This is a genomic window from Streptomyces sp. NPDC028711, assembly GCF_055565415.1.
Genome location: NZ_JBVHUJ010000004.1, coordinates 471,213 through 485,736, shown reverse-complemented (window position 1 = coordinate 485,736; position 14,524 = coordinate 471,213). Strand labels below are relative to the sequence as shown.

Annotated in this window: 16 protein-coding genes; 11 read left to right on the top strand and 5 right to left on the bottom strand. The window is 73.2% G+C overall.

The genetic code is table 11. From position 1 onward, the window contains the following. Positions 1 to 37: 37 nt before the first annotated feature. The gene (locus ACZ4VK_RS16765) at positions 38 to 838 is read right to left on the bottom strand and encodes a TetR/AcrR family transcriptional regulator (RefSeq protein ID WP_468352848.1); all 801 of its coding nucleotides are present in this window, start codon (positions 836 to 838) and stop codon (positions 38 to 40) included. 114 nt (positions 839 to 952) lie between these two features. Here ACZ4VK_RS16765 and ACZ4VK_RS16760 point away from each other — a divergent pair, with 114 nt between their 5' ends. Genes ACZ4VK_RS16760 through ACZ4VK_RS16750 form a run of 3 tightly spaced genes read left to right on the top strand, consistent with a single transcriptional unit; the run spans position 953 to position 3,787 of the window. Next, a complete protein-coding gene (locus ACZ4VK_RS16760) occupies positions 953 to 1,543 on the top strand; it encodes an NADPH-dependent FMN reductase (protein ID WP_468352846.1) in 591 nt (196 codons plus the stop codon). A 3-nt stretch (positions 1,544 to 1,546) separates the two neighbouring features. After that, positions 1,547 to 3,049 carry an MDR family MFS transporter gene (locus ACZ4VK_RS16755; protein WP_468352844.1) on the top strand — a complete coding sequence of 501 codons (1,503 nt, stop codon included), beginning with the start codon at positions 1,547 to 1,549 and terminating at the stop codon, positions 3,047 to 3,049. A 42-nt stretch (positions 3,050 to 3,091) separates the two neighbouring features. After that, positions 3,092 to 3,787, top strand: a complete 696-nt coding sequence (locus tag ACZ4VK_RS16750) for a uridine kinase family protein (RefSeq protein WP_468352843.1) — start codon at positions 3,092 to 3,094, stop codon at positions 3,785 to 3,787. Between the two features lie 145 nt (positions 3,788 to 3,932). On the opposite strand, the gene ACZ4VK_RS16745 is transcribed toward ACZ4VK_RS16750, so the two are convergent. Further along, positions 3,933 to 4,655, bottom strand: a complete 723-nt coding sequence (locus tag ACZ4VK_RS16745; RefSeq protein WP_468352841.1) for a SigE family RNA polymerase sigma factor — start codon at positions 4,653 to 4,655, stop codon at positions 3,933 to 3,935. Positions 4,656 to 4,823: 168 nt separating this feature from the next. On the opposite strand from ACZ4VK_RS16745, the gene afsQ1 reads away from it, so the two are divergent. The 5 genes from afsQ1 (at position 4,824) to ACZ4VK_RS16720 (ending at position 8,622) form a co-directional block, all read left to right on the top strand. Further along, positions 4,824 to 5,501, top strand: a complete 678-nt coding sequence (afsQ1, locus tag ACZ4VK_RS16740) for a two-component system response regulator AfsQ1 (protein ID WP_017239746.1) — start codon at positions 4,824 to 4,826, stop codon at positions 5,499 to 5,501. Beyond that, positions 5,498 to 7,030, top strand: a complete 1,533-nt coding sequence (locus tag ACZ4VK_RS16735) for an ATP-binding protein (protein ID WP_468352839.1) — start codon at positions 5,498 to 5,500, stop codon at positions 7,028 to 7,030. Before afsQ1 ends, ACZ4VK_RS16735 begins: the two co-directional genes overlap by 4 nt. Next, the gene (locus ACZ4VK_RS16730) at positions 7,027 to 7,653 is read left to right on the top strand and encodes a hypothetical protein (RefSeq protein WP_468352837.1); all 627 of its coding nucleotides are present in this window, start codon (positions 7,027 to 7,029) and stop codon (positions 7,651 to 7,653) included. The genes ACZ4VK_RS16735 and ACZ4VK_RS16730 overlap by 4 nt, the downstream gene beginning before the upstream one ends. An 82-nt stretch (positions 7,654 to 7,735) precedes the next feature. Next, positions 7,736 to 8,332: a VanZ family protein gene (locus tag ACZ4VK_RS16725; protein WP_468352835.1), complete on the top strand. Its 597-nt coding sequence runs from the start codon at positions 7,736 to 7,738 to the stop codon at positions 8,330 to 8,332. A gap of 89 nt (positions 8,333 to 8,421) precedes the next feature. Next, a complete protein-coding gene (locus ACZ4VK_RS16720; protein WP_468352833.1) occupies positions 8,422 to 8,622 on the top strand; it encodes a PspC domain-containing protein in 201 nt (66 codons plus the stop codon). A gap of 105 nt (positions 8,623 to 8,727) precedes the next feature. Here the strand turns inward: ACZ4VK_RS16720 and ACZ4VK_RS16715 are convergent, their stop codons facing one another. Together ACZ4VK_RS16715 and ACZ4VK_RS16710 are read right to left on the bottom strand one after the other, a co-directional pair. Then, the gene (locus ACZ4VK_RS16715; protein WP_468352831.1) at positions 8,728 to 9,078 is read right to left on the bottom strand and encodes a hypothetical protein; all 351 of its coding nucleotides are present in this window, start codon (positions 9,076 to 9,078) and stop codon (positions 8,728 to 8,730) included. 180 nt (positions 9,079 to 9,258) lie between these two features. Beyond that, the gene (locus ACZ4VK_RS16710) at positions 9,259 to 10,413 is read right to left on the bottom strand and encodes an adenosine deaminase (RefSeq protein ID WP_468352829.1); all 1,155 of its coding nucleotides are present in this window, start codon (positions 10,411 to 10,413) and stop codon (positions 9,259 to 9,261) included. A 103-nt stretch (positions 10,414 to 10,516) separates the two neighbouring features. Here ACZ4VK_RS16710 and ACZ4VK_RS16705 point away from each other — a divergent pair, with 103 nt between their 5' ends. Beyond that, positions 10,517 to 11,290: a GNAT family N-acetyltransferase gene (locus ACZ4VK_RS16705; protein WP_468352827.1), complete on the top strand. Its 774-nt coding sequence runs from the start codon at positions 10,517 to 10,519 to the stop codon at positions 11,288 to 11,290. Positions 11,291 to 11,378: 88 nt separating this feature from the next. Then, a complete protein-coding gene (locus ACZ4VK_RS16700) occupies positions 11,379 to 12,152 on the top strand; it encodes an alpha/beta hydrolase (protein WP_468352826.1) in 774 nt (257 codons plus the stop codon). Here the strand turns inward: ACZ4VK_RS16700 and ACZ4VK_RS16695 are convergent. Further along, positions 12,138 to 13,136 carry a LysR family transcriptional regulator gene (locus ACZ4VK_RS16695; RefSeq protein ID WP_468352823.1) on the bottom strand — a complete coding sequence of 333 codons (999 nt, stop codon included), beginning with the start codon at positions 13,134 to 13,136 and terminating at the stop codon, positions 12,138 to 12,140. The genes ACZ4VK_RS16700 and ACZ4VK_RS16695 overlap by 15 nt on opposite strands. A gap of 62 nt (positions 13,137 to 13,198) precedes the next feature. Here ACZ4VK_RS16695 and ACZ4VK_RS16690 point away from each other — a divergent pair, with 62 nt between their 5' ends. Beyond that, positions 13,199 to 14,476 carry an MFS transporter gene (locus tag ACZ4VK_RS16690; protein WP_468352821.1) on the top strand — a complete coding sequence of 426 codons (1,278 nt, stop codon included), beginning with the start codon at positions 13,199 to 13,201 and terminating at the stop codon, positions 14,474 to 14,476. Positions 14,477 to 14,524: the final 48 nt, after the last annotated feature.

The following is a 14,524-nucleotide window of genomic DNA, read 5'->3' as shown; positions in this document are numbered from 1 at the left end:
CGAACGGGCCTCCGGGGAAACCCGGGGGCCCGTTCCGTCATGCCCGCCCGTGGCGCTCGACCAGCCCGGCCACCCCGTCGAGGACGCAGTCGAGCCCGGTGAGGAACTGCCACTCCGCGTCGTCCTTGCGCGCGGCCCCCTGCGTGTACCGCCGGTAGGTCGGGTAGCGCCCGGTCTCCATCAGGTACGACATCTGCGGGGCGAGGCCCCGGCGCGTCTCGTCACCGCTCCCCCAGCCCCGCTCCGCCATGTACCGGCGCAGCGCGGCCTCCGCCTGTGTGGCCCCGTGGACGTAGGCGCTGACCGCGCGGAACGCGGCCATCATCGTGTCGGCGTCGAGCCCGAGACCGTCGAGGGCGGCGAGCTGGCGTTCGGCCGCCGCCATCCGGTTCGGGGTGATCGCGAAGAGCGGCGCCGGCATGTGGGCGAGCCAGGGGTGGCGCAGCATCGACTCCCGGGTCCGCAGCGCGTGCGCCCGAAGCGTGCCGCGCCAGTCCGCGACGCCTCCGGCCGACCCGGGCCCGACCGGTTCCGGCCCGGACCCGGGCCCAGGCTCAGCCGCGGCCGCTCCCACCGGTTCCAGTTCGGCCGACACCCGGTCGACCATGAGCGCCCACAGCTCGTCCTTGCCGTCGACGTGCCGGTAGGCGGCCATGGGCGCGACGCCGAGTTCCGCGGCGATCTTCCGCATGGTGACGGCCTCGAAGCCGTCGCGGTCCGCGATGCCGATCGCGACCTCGGCGATCCGCTGCGGGGTGAGGGACGTCCTCGGCGCCGCCGCGGGCCGCTCCAGGCGCTCCCACAGCGAGACGGTGCCCGTCTCTTCCTTCTTCGCCATTCCGGCCTCCCTCTCTCGCGTACAGCGTATGCCTTGTGGACGCTGTACACACCGACGTGTACGTTGTACACCCAAGCGTGTACGCCGTACACGTCACCGCTCCCAGGGGGACCCATGAACACACCGCTCCACCTCGCCGTGATCCAGGGCTCGACCCGCGACGGCCGCCTCGGCCCCACCGTCGCGAAGTGGCTGCTCGCCCACGCCGCCGCCCGCCCCGAGCTGACCACCGACCTGATCGACCTCGCCGAGACCCCGCTCCCGACCGTGTTCCCCCACCTCGGCCAGGCCCCCGAGCGCGCCGAGGACCGCGCCCTGCTCGCCGCCGTGTCACCGCGCCTGGCCGCCGCCGACGCCTTCGTCGTGGTGACGCCCGAGTACAACCACAGCTATCCGGCGTCCCTCAAGAACGCGATCGACTGGCACAACAGGGAGTGGCACGCCAAGCCCGTCGGCTTCGTCGCCTACGGCGGCTTCTCCGGCGGCCTGCGCGCCGTCGAACACCTCCGGGGCGTCTTCGCCGAACTGCACGCCGTCACCGTCCGCGAGGCCGTCGGACTCCAGGGAGTCTGGGGCCAGTTCGACGAGAACGGCCGGGCCGTCGACCCCGCTGCCGACGCCGCCGCGAAGTCGATGCTCGAACAGCTCACCTGGTGGGCGGAGGCGCTCCGCGAGGCCCGCGCCCGCAAGCCCTACGCGGCCTGAGCCATGACGACACCTCAGCGGGCACGCATCCCCTACCTCGGCATCACCGGCCTCATGCTCGGCATCGTCCTCGCCACCCTCGACGGCACGATCGTCGGCACGGCCCTGCCCACCATCGCGGGCGAACTCGGCGGCCTCGACCGGCTGTCCTGGGTCGTCACCGCCTACCTGCTCACCGCCGCCGTCGCCACCCCGCTCTGGGGCAAGCTCGGCGACCTCTACGGCCGCAAGGGCAGCTATCTGTCCGCCGTCGTCGTCTTCCTCGCCGGGTCGGTGCTCTCCGGCGTCGCCCAGACCATGGACCAGCTCATCGCCTTCCGCGCCCTCCAGGGCATCGGCGCCGGCGGTCTGATGGTCGGCGCCTTCGCGCTCATCGGCACCCTGGTGGACCCGAAGGACAGCCCCAGGGTCCAGGCCGTCACCGGCGCCATGCTGCCGGTCGCCTTCGCCGGCGGCCCGCTCCTCGGCGGCGTCCTCACCGACCACCTGAACTGGCGCTGGGCCTTCTACGTCAATCTGCCGGTCGGCCTCGCCGCCGTGCTGATCGTGGCGCTCGCCCTGCGCGTACGGACCGAACGCGTCCGCGCGCGCGTCGACTGGGCGGGCGCCCTGCTGCTCACCACCGGTGTCCTGGCGCTCACCCTGCTCGCCGGCTGGGCCGGCACCGCCCACGCCTGGACCTCGCCGCGGATCCTGGCCCTCGGCGCGGTCGCGGCGGCGGCCCTCGCCTGGTTCGTCCGGGTCGAGCGACGGGCCGAGGAGCCCGTGATCCCGCCCCGGCTCTTCCGCGGGCGCAACTTCACCCTCGCGCAGATCCTGAGCTTCCTGGTCGGCGCGGGGATGATCGCCGCGATGAACTACCTCCCGCAGTACCTGCAGTTCGTCCGCGGCCAGTCGTCCACGGCGAGCGGCCTGCTGCTGCTGCCGCTGATGCTGGCCATGGTCGCCGCACAGCTGGGCTCGGGCCGGTTCATCGCCCGCACCGGCCGCTACCGGATCTACCCGATCCTCGGCGGCGCGCTGATGACGGCGGGGGCACTCGTCCTGCTGCTGCTCGACGTGGAGACCCCCACGGCCGTCGCCTCCGGGCTCACCGTGGTCGTCGGGGCGGGCATGGGCTTCCTCATGCAGGCGACGCTGCTCGTCACCCTGTACGCCGCCGAGCCGCGTGACATGGGAGCGGCGAGCGGCACCGTGACCCTCGTGCGGACCCTCGGCGGCTCGCTCGGCGTGGCCGTCCTCGGCGCGGTCTTCACCGCCCGCCTCGCGGGGACCGACCCGAACGTGACCCCGGCGCAGGCGCAGCGGCTGCCGGAGCCGGTACGGGAGGGCCTGCGCGCGGCGGTGACAAGCGGGCTGCACGGGGTCCTGCTCGGCACGGCCGTGCTCGCCGCCCTGGCGTTCGCCGTGGCCTGGTTCGTACGGGAGGACCCGCTGCGGACGACCGCCGGAGCGGCTCCCGCCACGGAAGCGGCCCCCGCGTCGGCGGGCCCGGGCCGCGGGTGACCCGAGCGCGACCGGGTGGACACGGTCAGTAGTCGGGGTGTGATGCTCGATACCCAGGGCCTTCCTCGGGGGTCCCCCGCACGCGGGAATGGTTCACACTGGTGTCCCGTGAGTTCCCTACCGATCCCGACCCGGGTCGTCCTGCTCGCGGGCCCCTCCGGCTCCGGCAAGTCGTCCCTCGCCGCCGTCACCGGCCTCCCGGTCCTGCGCCTCGACGACTTCTACAAGGAGGCCGGCGACCCGACCCTCCCCGTCGTCGAAGGCAGCGCGGACATCGACTGGGACTCCCCACGGTCCTGGGACGCGGACGCCGCCGTCTCCGCGATCGTCGAACTGTGCCGTACGGGGCGGACCGAGGTCCCCGTGTACGACATCGCCACCAGCTCCCGGGTGGACCGCGAGCGGTTCGACATCGAGCGAACGCCGCTCTTCGTGGCGGAGGGGATCTTCGCGGCCGAGATCGTGGCCCGCTGCCGTGAACTCGACGTCCTCGCCGACGCGCTGTGCCTGCGCGGCCGCCCCTCGACGACGTTCCGCCGACGGCTCGTCCGCGATCTCCGCGAGGGCCGCAAGTCGGTGCCGTTCCTGCTGCGGCGCGGCTGGCGCCTGATGCGGGCCGAACGGGCGATCGTGGCCCGCCAGGCCTCCCTGGGCGCCCACCCCTGCGCGAAGCCCGAGGCCCTGGGCCGCCTGGCAGCGGCCGCGGCGGGCCGCCACCGGACCCCGGCGGCCGGCTGACACGCACGAAGCGGGTCGTACGTGGCCCCCCGGCCCGTACGACCCGCTTCGTTCAACCCGCACCCCCGTACGGGTCCCCCGTGAACAACAACCCCCGCCGGCCCCGTCTCCCCCGTAGGCCCTCGTGGGTCTTTCCCCCCGACCTTCAGGCCACCAGCTCGCCGAAGGACTCCTCCTCGTCACGGCCGAAGCTCAGCACCTCGTCCTCGCGCAGTCGCCGCAGCGAGCGCCAGATGCTCGACTTCACCGTGCCGACACTGATGTCCAGGATCTCCGCGATCTCCGGATCGGTCCGGCCCTCGTAGTAACGCAGCACCAACATGGTCCGCTGGAGCTCGGGCAGCCGGGCCAGGGCCTGCCACAGCACCGTGCGCAGCTCCGTGCCGCGCATCGCGTCCGTCTCGCCCACCGTCTCCGGGAGCTCCTCGGTCGGGTACTCGTTGAGCTTGCGCCGGCGCCAGGCGCTGATGTGCAGGTTGGTCATGGTGCGGCGGAGGTATCCGCCGACCGCGGCCTTGTCGCTGATCCGCTCCCAGGCGCGGTACGTGGAGAACAGCGCGCTCTGCAGCAGGTCCTCGGCCTCGAACCGGTCACCGGTGAGGTGGTAGGCGGTGGCGTACAGGGAGGCACGACGCTCCTGGACGTAAGCCGTGAACTCGGCCTCCGAGCAGGTGCGCTCCCCCGTGACCTCCCCGTACGCCGCTCCCCCGTCAGCGACGGCCACCATGTAAGGCGCCTTGCGCTGACGCCCGACGCTCCGAACGCACCCCCGTCCGTTCGTGATCGCGCCGGACTTCTCCGTGCTCCGTACGACGTCGTGGAGACGCGTGACTACTGCGCTTGAGGTGGTGCTGTGCAGTGCGTTCATCTCGCGCCCCCCGTCGGTTGGAGTGTGTTTCGGTCCGTGTGCCAGAAGCTTGCCCACCGGACTTCATGGCGTTGTCCGCCGACTGTCACAGACGTGTCACAGGGGCCCCGACAGATGCGCGCCTCCCAGCGGTCGAACTCGGACGGCCGCATGCGACAGAATGCGTCCGTGCCTTTTCTGCTGCTGATCGAGGACGACGACGCCATCCGCACGGCCCTCGAACTCTCCCTGTCCCGGCAGGGCCACCGGGTGGCCACCGCCGCGACCGGTGAGGACGGCCTCCAGCTGCTGCGCGAGCAGCGGCCCGACCTGGTCGTGCTCGACGTCATGCTGCCCGGCATCGACGGCTTCGAGGTGTGCCGGCGCATCCGCCGCACCGACCAGCTGCCGATCATCCTGCTGACCGCGCGCAGCGACGACATCGACGTGGTCGTGGGTCTGGAGTCCGGAGCCGACGACTACGTCGTGAAGCCGGTGCAGGGCCGCGTCCTGGACGCCCGTATCCGGGCCGTACTGCGGCGCGGCGAGCGGGAGTCGACGGATTCGGCGACGTACGGCTCGCTGGTGATCGACCGCTCCGCGATGACGGTCACCAAGAACGGCGAGGACCTCCAGCTCACCCCGACCGAGCTGCGGCTGCTTCTGGAGCTGAGCCGCCGGCCCGGTCAGGCGCTCTCCCGGCAGCAGTTGCTGAGGCTCGTCTGGGAGCACGACTACCTGGGCGACTCGCGGCTCGTCGACGCGTGTGTGCAGCGGCTGCGCGCCAAGGTGGAGGACGTGCCGTCCTCGCCGACGCTGATCCGTACCGTGCGCGGGGTCGGCTACCGGCTGGACGTCCCTGCGTGAGCAAGGGGATCCTCACGCGGCTGCGTCTCTCCAGCCTGCGGCTGCGGCTCGTCGTCGTCTTCGCCCTCGTCGCGCTCACCGCCGCCGTCGCCGCGTCCGGCATCGCGTACTGGCTGAACCGCGAGGCGGTGCTGACCCGCACCCAGGACGGGGCGCTCAACGACTTCCGGCAGGAGATGCAGAACCGGGCGGCGACCCTGCCGCTCCGGCCGAACCAGGACGACCTGCGGCGGACCGCCGAGCAGATCGCGAGCGGCAGCGGCGCCAACTACCAGGTGCTGCTGCTCGGGGAGCGGGCCGCGGGCAAGCCGATCGTCGGCGCGTCGGACCCGGACGACTTCACCCTGGCCGACGTGCCGCGCTCGCTGATGGACGCCGTGGACACGAAGCGGGCGGTGACGGAGGCCAACCCGTACCCGTACCACCTGTTCTGGCAGCGTACGGAGCGGAACGGGACGCCGTACCTGGTGGGCGGGACGCGGATCGACGGCGGCGGGCCCGCCGGCTACATGTTCAAGTCGCTGGCCGCGGAGAAGGCCGATCTGAACTCGCTCGCCTGGTCGCTCGGGATCGCGACGGCGCTCGCGGTGGCCGGTTCGGTGCTGCTCGCGCAGGTCGCGGCGACGACCGTGCTGCGTCCGGTGCACCGGCTCGGCGAGGCGGCGCGGCAGCTCGGCGAGGGCAAGCTCGACACCCGTCTGCGGGTCACCGGCGCGGACGAACTCGCGGATCTCTCCCGTACGTTCAACAGCGCGGCCGAGTCCCTGCAGAAGAAGGTCGCGGACATGAGCGCCCGGGAGGAGTCCTCCCGGCGGTTCGTGGCCGACATGTCGCACGAGCTGCGGACCCCGCTGACCGCGCTGACCGCGGTCACGGAGGTCCTGGAGGACGAGCAGGACTCCCTCGACCCGATGATCGCGCCGGCGGTGGCGCTCGTCGTCAGCGAGACGCGGCGGCTCAACAACCTGGTGGAGAACCTGATGGAGGTGACCCGTTTCGACGCGGGCACCGCCCGGCTCGTCCTCGACGAGGTGGACATCGCCGACCAGATCACCGCGTGCATCGACGCGCGGGCGTGGCTGGACGCGGTCGACCTGGACGCCGAGCGCGGGATCGTGGCACCGCTCGACCCGCGCCGGCTCGACGTCATCCTGGCGAACCTGATCGGCAACGCGCTGAAGCACGGCGGTTCGCCGGTGCGGGTCTCGGTGCGCACCGAGGACGACGAACTGGTCATCGCGGTACGCGACCACGGCCCCGGCATCCCCGAGGAGGTGCTGCCGCACGTCTTCGACCGGTTCTACAAGGCGAGCGCGTCCCGGCCCCGGTCCGACGGCAGCGGTCTCGGTCTTTCGATCGCCATGGAGAACGCGCTGATCCACGGCGGTTCGATCACCGCCTCCAATTCGGTCGGCGAGGACGGGACGGTGGACGGCGCGGTGTTCGTGCTGCGGCTGCCCCTGGACGCCTCGGGGATCACCCGCGAGGTGCAGACCCGCAGCAGTCAGGGCGAGGTGGAGGAAGCGTGAGGCGCCGCACCTTCGGGCGTACGGCCCTGACGGCGGTCGCGATGGCCGCCCTGGTCACCGGCTGTGGGATCAGGACGACGTCGGTCCCGGTCGACGCGGGCGCGGCCCCGTCCCGGGTCCCGTGCAGCACCGCCGAGGGCGGTACGACGGGGGCGGCGCTGCGGGGCGTGCCGGTCAGGGTGTTCCTGATCTGCGGGTCCCAGCTGGAGGCGGTGGACCGGCGCTCGCCGCTGCCGGAGGAGAAGGCGGGCGGCGACCCGGTGCGTACGGCCGGGGGGCTGCTCGCGCAGCTGCTGGCCGAGCCCTCGGAGAGTGAGCGGCAGGCCGGGTTCTCGACCGCGGTGCGCGGCCCGCTGGTGGTGCGCGGCGGCCGCGAGGGCGACCCGGCGGGCACGCTGCGGCTGAGCCGGCAGCCGGAGGACCTGGCGCCGGCGGCGCTGTCGCAGCTGGTCTGCACGTTCGCGGGGAGTTCGGCGGGCGCGGGTGACCACACGGTTCTGCTCGGCGGGCCCGGCGCGTACGCGCCGAAGCGCTACCGGTGCACGACGGACCTCAGGGAGCGGCCCGAGTCGGCGCCGCCGACGGCCGCCGTGCCCGGTCCTCCGGCCGCCCCCACGGGCTGACCCGAGGCCCTTCAGGGGTGCTCCGGCGGGCTGGGCCGCGTCCGGCGGAACCGATTCCGCGGTGCGGGGCGTCTTGGGGGGCGTGCAGCGTCAAGGTTCGGGCGGCAGTGCCGCCGTGGTCGTCCGCGTGGCGGGGTTCGTCCTCGTCGTCGCGCATCTGCTGCTCGTCGCCTGGGTCAGCCTGCGCCCACGGGACGTGGCCTGGGTGACCGCGCCGAACACCGTCCCCCTGAACGGCCTCCGGGCGGATCTCGCCCTCGGCGCCGCCGAGGCGGCCCGGCTGATCGGCGAGGGTCTGCTGCTTCTGGCCCCGCTCGGGGTGCTGCTGCCGATGGCCGACGGACGGCTCGACGTCTCCCACTGGGCCTCGCTGGTCCGGACGACCGCCGCCGGTGCGCTGGTGTCGCTCGGCGTGGAGCTGCTGCAGACCGCCGTACCCGGCCAGGTCGTGGACGTGGACTCGATCCTCCTGAACACCGCGGGGGTGGCGCTCGCGCATCTGCTGCTCGTGCCGGCCGGGCGGACGTGGCTGCGGCGCAGGGCGGACGCGGGGCGGTCGGACAGGGGGCGGTCGCGCTCCTCCGCGGGGACCAGCCGCGGTCAGGGTGCCGCCCTGCTGGGGGACGAGGGGTCTCAGGGTGCGACCCCGACGATTTCCAGGGTGCCGGTCGCCCGGTAGACCGACGCCGGGGATCCCGTACGGCGGCAGTATGGAGTCATCGGGAGCCCGACGGAGCGGCTCCCGGACCGACTCCGAAGGAGCCCACCATGGCCGCACTTGCCCGCCCCCGTGACGGACGCATGATCGGTGGAGTGTGCGCGGCGCTGGCCCGGCGCTTCGGCACCTCCGCGTCGACGATGCGCGTGATCTTCCTGGTCTCGTGTCTGCTGCCCGGCCCGCAGTTCCTCATCTATCTGGCCCTGTGGGTCTTCCTGCCGGCGGAGAAGGGCGCGAGCACCGCCTGGTGACCACCGCGCGCGGGACCGCCTGCCGGCCGGCGCACGCCGAAGGGGCGCGTGCCCGGAAGACCGGGTGCGCGCCCCTTCGGCGTCGTACGTGTCCCGTGGTGCGGGTCAGCCGAGCGGCAGACCGGTGGCGCCCAGCGGCAGGCCGCCGAGGAGGCCGCCGAGCGAGCCGCCGAGACCGCCGGTGACGCTGTCGAGGGGCTTGGTGGCCTGGCCGGCGGCGGCCGGGAGCGTCTTCGCCCCCTGGTCGAGGGCGCCCTGGCCGGCACCGAGGGAATCGGCGGCGCCGGCGGGGAGCTCGGTCAGGCCGTCCCCCAGCGGGACGGCCTGGGTCACCGTGCCCAGCACGTCGGCTCCGACGGGCAGGGACGGCGCGGCGGAGGCCGTGCCGGCGGCGGTGGCGGCGAAAGCGGCACCGAGAGCGGCGACACCGAGCTTCTTGGCGGCAGACTGCTTCATCTGAAAATCATCCTTGGGGAATCCGGGGGCTTCCGGGAAAGCCGGACGGGGAAATCCTGAGAATTGGGAATGCAGAGCGGCTCTGCAACCTAACCATCCCGAGATCTCTCCGCAAACACCGGAAAGCGGCCGGGTGTCGCGCTCACCCGGCCGCTCGCCTCCCCTTGACGGGGTACCGTCTCAGCCCGTCGTGCGGGAAGACTCGCTGGTCGTGGCGGTCTGCTGGAACAGCCATGCGGACTTCAGCTCCGCGTATCCGGGCTTGATGACGTCGTTGATCATGGCCAGGCGTTCATCGAAAGGAATGAACGCTGATTTCATCGCATTGACAGTGAACCACTGCATGTCATCGAGCGTGTAATCGAATGCCTCGGTCAGCAGCTCGAATTCCCGGCTCATCGACGTCCCGCTCATCAGCCGGTTGTCGGTGTTGACCGTGGCCCGGAAGTGCAGCTTGCGGAGCAGCCCGATGGGGTGCTCGGCGAACGAGGCGGCGGCCCCGGTCTGGAGGTTGGACGAGGGGCACATCTCCAGCGGGATCCGCTTGTCGCGGACGTACGCGGCGAGCCGGCCGAGGGTCACCGAGCCGTCGTCGGCGACCTCGATGTCGTCGATGATCCGGACGCCGTGCCCGAGCCGGTCGGCGCCGCACCACTGGAGCGCCTGCCAGATGGAGGGCAGTCCGAAGGCCTCGCCCGCGTGGATCGTGAAGTGGTTGTTCTCCCGCTTGAGGTACTCGAAGGCGTCGAGGTGGCGGGTGGGCGGGTAGCCGGCCTCGGCGCCCGCGATGTCGAAGCCGACGACACCGGAGTCGCGGTAGCGGTTGGCGAGTTCGGCGATCTCCAGGGCGCGGGCGGCGTGCCGCATGGCGGTCAGCAGGGCGCCGATCCGGATGCGGTACCCGTTGGCGATGGCCCGCCGCTCGCCCTCGCGGAAGCCCTCGTTGACGGCCTCCACGACCTCTTCGAGGGTGAGTCCGCCCTCCAGGTGCTGCTCGGGGGCGTAGCGCACCTCCGCGTAGACGACGCCGTCCTCGGCGAGGTCGACGGCGCACTCCGCGGCGACGCGGAAGAGGGCGTCGCGGGTCTGCATGACGGCACAGGTGTGCGCGAAGGTCTCCAGGTACCGCTCGAGGGAACCGGAGTCGGCGGCTTCGCGGAACCAGATGCCGAGCTTGTCGGGCTCCGTCTCGGGGAGCTGCTGATAGCCCTGCTCCCGGGCGAGTTCGATGATCGTGCCGGGGCGCAGCCCGCCGTCGAGGTGGTCGTGGAGCAGCACCTTCGGGGCGCGGCGGATCTGGTCCGCGGTGGGAACGCTGGGGGTCTGGCTCGTCATTTCCGCACTGTAGCGCCTACGCGCGTAGAACGGGCCTCCCTGCGCCGTACCGCGTGCGGTTTTCTCGCTTTCGGGCCCGGTGGTCCGCACCTAGTGTCACCGTATGACCGCATCCACGAACGACGTCGAACTCCCGCGTGTCCACGAGTTCATGGCCTCCTTCCACCGCGCGCAGGCGGGCCGCACGGCCGACTTCCCCGGGGGGTTCGCGGCGCTCGACGACACGTACGCGCACTCCCGGGGGAACAACCACCTCCTGGTGACCGGGTCCACCGACCCGGAGGCGCTGCCGGGTCTTGCCGACGAGTTGCTCGGCCACCTTCCGCACCGGCTCGTGTACGTCTTCCCCGAGGAGGTCGCGGCCGCCTGCCGGGGCCCCCTGGAGCGGGCGGGGTACGCGTACTCGACCACGTACGTCATGCGGCACACCGGCCGGGTCCCGGCGCACGGCGGGGCGCGGGAGGTGGACCTCGACGCGCTGCGCGAACCGGTCGCCGCGTCCTGGCGGCGGCTCGCGCCGGAGGTGACGGACGAGCAGGTCCACGACCTGGTGGAGCGGCGGACGGCCCGGCGCGGGGGCGCCGCGGACGTACGGTTCCTCGCCTCCCGCTCCGAGGACGGCGAGGTGGCCTCCTGGGCCGACCTCTACCTCGACCCGGCCGCCGGGATCGCCCATATCGAGGACCTGGTCGCCGCGGAGGCCCATCTCGGGAAGGGGCACGCCGGGCGGGTCCTGGACACCGCGCTGCACCTCGCCGCGGAGGCCGGCTGCGGCCTCCGCTTCCTGACGGCCCACGCCTCGGACTGGCCGCACCGCTGGTACGGGAGGAAGGGCTTCACCATCGTCGGCCGGATCCACATCTTCGAACGGGCGTGAGCCGCGCGGACGTTCGCTGACCGGACGATACGTAACAGTGACCGCGCGTACGGCTGGCGTACACCTCCGCTTCTGAGACTGTTCTGCCATGGCGCACTTCGCACTCGTGGGGCCGTCCGACGCCCGCAGACCCCGGCTCGGACGGCCTGTCGGAGGTTCACGGACGTCGGCGGCGGGCGGCGTGGTGCTGCTCCTGCCGGACGGCGAGCCGGTGTCGGGGCGGCGCGCCTCGGCGCGGGCCCACGCCGCGATGCTGCCGCTCGGGCGCGCGCTGGTCCGCGCGGGCCGGGCCGAGGGCCTCGTCGCCCATGTGGTGCGCTACCGGGGGCGCGGCTGGAACGGGGCCGACGCGAACCTGGCGGAGGACGCGGCCTGGGCGGTCTCCGAGGCGGTACGGCGGTACGGCGACGTCCCGGTCTGTCTCGTCGGGCACGGGCTCGGCGCCCGGGCCGCGCTGCGGGCGGCCGGGCACGGCGCGGTCGGCGCGGTCCTGGGGCTCGCCCCCTGGCTGCCGGAGGACGACGTGGCGGCGGAGCCGGAGGCCGTACGGCAGCTGGTGGGGCGCAGGGTGCTGCTTGTGCACGGCACGAACGACGCGAGGACGGACCCGGAGCTGTCGTTCCGGTTCGCCGAGCGGGCGAAGAAGGCGAACCGGGACACCTGCCGTTTCGAGGTGCACACGGACGGCCACGCGCTCCGCCAGTACGCGGACGAGGTGCGGGCCCTGGCCGCCGACTTCGTCCTCGGCGCGCTCTTCGCCCGCCCGGTCGCCCGCCCGGTGACCGACGCGATGGCCGCTCCCCCGCCGCTCGGCCTGCGGATGCCGCTCGCGGCGGGCTTCGGGGGCTCAACCCGGCGGTGAGGGCTCCGTCGCGAGCAGCGGTGCCGACGGCTCCTTCGGGAGCAGATGGCCCCTGCGGCTCAGCAGGAACTTCTTGAAGGCGGCCACCGGGGCGGTGTCCGGGTGGCCGTCGAGCCAGGCGACGCCGATCTCGCGGACCGCGCGCGGGGCGGTGACGGTGAGTTCGACGACGCCGGGGCGCGGGACGGCCGGCGGCGGCAGCAGGGCGACGCCGAGACCGGCGGCGACCAGGCCGCGCAGGGTCTCGGCCTCCTCGCCCTCGAAGGCGATCCGGGGCTTGAAGCCGGCGTCCGCGCACAGGTCGTCGGTGATGCGGCGGAGCCCGTACCCCGGTTCCAGGGTCACGAAGGTCTCGTCCGCGGCCTCGGCGAGGCGGACCCGCTTGCGGCCCGCGAGCCGGTGGTCGTCGGGGACGACGAGCCGCAGCCGCTGCTCGTCGAGGCGGCGGGCGACCAGGTCGGGGGCGTCCGGCACCGGGGAGGTCAGACAGAGGTCGAGGTCGCCGGCCCGTAGCCGTTCGATCATCGCCTCGCCGTAGTTCTGGACGAGGGTGAAGCGGATCCGGGGATGGTCCACGCGGAAGGCGCGGATGAGGCCGGGGACCGTCTCCGAGCCCATGGTGTGCAGGAACCCGAAGGCGACGCGGCCCGCCGTGGGGTCGGCGTCGGCCCGTACGGTGTCGGCGGCCCGCTCCACCTCGGCGAGCGCCCGCTCGGCGGCGGTGAGGAAGCGGCGCCCCGCGGGGGTGAGGGAGACCGTGCGGCCCCGGCGGGCGAAGAGGCTGACGCCGAGGTCCTGTTCGAGCCGGACCATCGCCCGGGAGAGTGTGGACTGCGGCACGCCCATCTCGGCCGCGGCGCGGGTCACGTGCTCGTGCCGGGCGACGGCGGCGAAGTACGCGAGCCGCGGCGCGAGCAGCGGTCCCATGTCTTCTTCGTTACTGTTCGGTGACAGGCGAGGCTGTGACCTGTACTCATGCACCATGGGAACGATTACAGCAGTTCCGTGCATTGGACGCATGAAACGGGGCGTCCTACGTTCGTGACATGCCTTCCGCCAGTACCAAGGCGGCCGCCACCCACGCGTCCGCCGACTCCCGCCCCGCCGACACCCGCCTCGCCCCCGGCGCCCCCGGCTACCGCCGGATGAGCCTCGCGCTCTTCGCCGCCGGCCTCGCCACCTTCGCCCTCCTCTACTCCACACAGGCCCTCCTCCCGGCCATCTCGGCCGAGTTCGGTGCCACCGCCTCCGCCGCCTCCTGGACGGTCTCGGCCGCGACCGGCGCCCTCGCCCTGTGTGTCCTCCCCCTCAGCGCCCTCTCGGAGCGCTTCGGCCGGCGGGCGATGATGACCGCCTCCCTGACGCTCGCGGTCGGCGTCGCGCTCCTGGTGCCGCTCGCCCCGAACCTGGAGTCCCTGATCGCCCTCCGCGCGATCCAGGGCGCGGCGCTCGCCGGGCTGCCGGCCTCGGCGATGGCCTTCCTCGCCGAGGAGGTACGGCCCAAGGCGCTGATCGCCGCGATCGGCCTGTTCGTGGCGGGCAACTCGATCGGCGGCATGAGCGGCCGCCTGGTGACCGGCTGGGTGGCCCAGATGTGGGGCTGGCGCGCGGGTCTGGCCGCCGTCGGCCTGACCTCCCTCCTGTGCGCGCTCGCCTTCCGGGCGCTGCTGCCGAAGGCACGGCACTTCACCCCGGGCACGCTGAACCCGAAGGCGCTCGCCAGGACCGTACGGACGCATCTCGCGGACCCGCTGCTCATGCGGCTCTATGTGATCGGCGCCCTGTTCATGACGGTCTTCGGCGCGGTCTACACCGTGATCGGCTACCGCCTGGTGGAGGCCCCGTTCTCGCTGCCGCAGGGCGTGATCGGCTCGATCTTCCTGGTCTACCTGGTCGGCACGGTCTCCTCGGCGGCGGCCGGGAAGCTCGTCGGGCGGCTCGGTCGGCGCGGGGCGCTCTACCTGGCGGTCTCCACCACCGCCGCGGGCCTGCTGCTCTCGCTCGCCGACGCGCTGCCCGCGGTCCTCGCGGGGCTCGTCCTGATCACGGCCGGCTTCTTCGCGGGCCACGCCGTCGCCTCCTCCTCGGTGAGCCGTACGGCGAAGACGGGGCGCGCGCAGGCCTCGGCGCTCTACCAGTCCGCGTACTACCTCGGCAGCAGCGCGGGCGGCACGCTCGGCGCGGTCGCCTTCCACGCGGGCGGCTGGGCCGGCACGGTCCTGATCGGCCTCGTCGCGGTCCTCGGCGTCGTGTCCGTGACCCTGTACGGGACACACAGCGCCCGCGCCGAGGCGCGGCGGATCCAGCTCGCGGCGTCCTGCTGATTCCGCCCGGATTCCGCTGCAACTGAGCCGCTCCCCCGGACGTCATAA

What these genes read in the sequence shown, in the direction of transcription:
- ACZ4VK_RS16695 (WP_468352823.1), bottom strand. Translation starts at nt 13,136, where the DNA reads ATGGTGCATGAGTACAGGTCACAGCCTCGCCTGTCACCGAACAGTAAC.
- ACZ4VK_RS16700 (WP_468352826.1), top strand. Translation starts at nt 11,379, where the DNA reads ATGGCGCACTTCGCACTCGTGGGGCCGTCCGACGCCCGCAGACCCCGG.
- ACZ4VK_RS16720 (WP_468352833.1), top strand. Translation starts at nt 8,422, where the DNA reads ATGGCCGCACTTGCCCGCCCCCGTGACGGACGCATGATCGGTGGAGTG.
- ACZ4VK_RS16750 (WP_468352843.1), top strand. Translation starts at nt 3,092, where the DNA reads ATGCTCGATACCCAGGGCCTTCCTCGGGGGTCCCCCGCACGCGGGAAT.
- ACZ4VK_RS16760 (WP_468352846.1), top strand. Translation starts at nt 953, where the DNA reads ATGAACACACCGCTCCACCTCGCCGTGATCCAGGGCTCGACCCGCGAC.
- ACZ4VK_RS16715 (WP_468352831.1), bottom strand. Translation starts at nt 9,078, where the DNA reads ATGAAGCAGTCTGCCGCCAAGAAGCTCGGTGTCGCCGCTCTCGGTGCC.
- ACZ4VK_RS16745 (WP_468352841.1), bottom strand. Translation starts at nt 4,655, where the DNA reads ATGAACGCACTGCACAGCACCACCTCAAGCGCAGTAGTCACGCGTCTC.
- ACZ4VK_RS16690 (WP_468352821.1), top strand. Translation starts at nt 13,199, where the DNA reads ATGCCTTCCGCCAGTACCAAGGCGGCCGCCACCCACGCGTCCGCCGAC.
- ACZ4VK_RS16705 (WP_468352827.1), top strand. Translation starts at nt 10,517, where the DNA reads ATGACCGCATCCACGAACGACGTCGAACTCCCGCGTGTCCACGAGTTC.
- ACZ4VK_RS16710 (WP_468352829.1), bottom strand. Translation starts at nt 10,413, where the DNA reads ATGACGAGCCAGACCCCCAGCGTTCCCACCGCGGACCAGATCCGCCGC.
- ACZ4VK_RS16765 (WP_468352848.1), bottom strand. Translation starts at nt 838, where the DNA reads ATGGCGAAGAAGGAAGAGACGGGCACCGTCTCGCTGTGGGAGCGCCTG.
- ACZ4VK_RS16755 (WP_468352844.1), top strand. Translation starts at nt 1,547, where the DNA reads ATGACGACACCTCAGCGGGCACGCATCCCCTACCTCGGCATCACCGGC.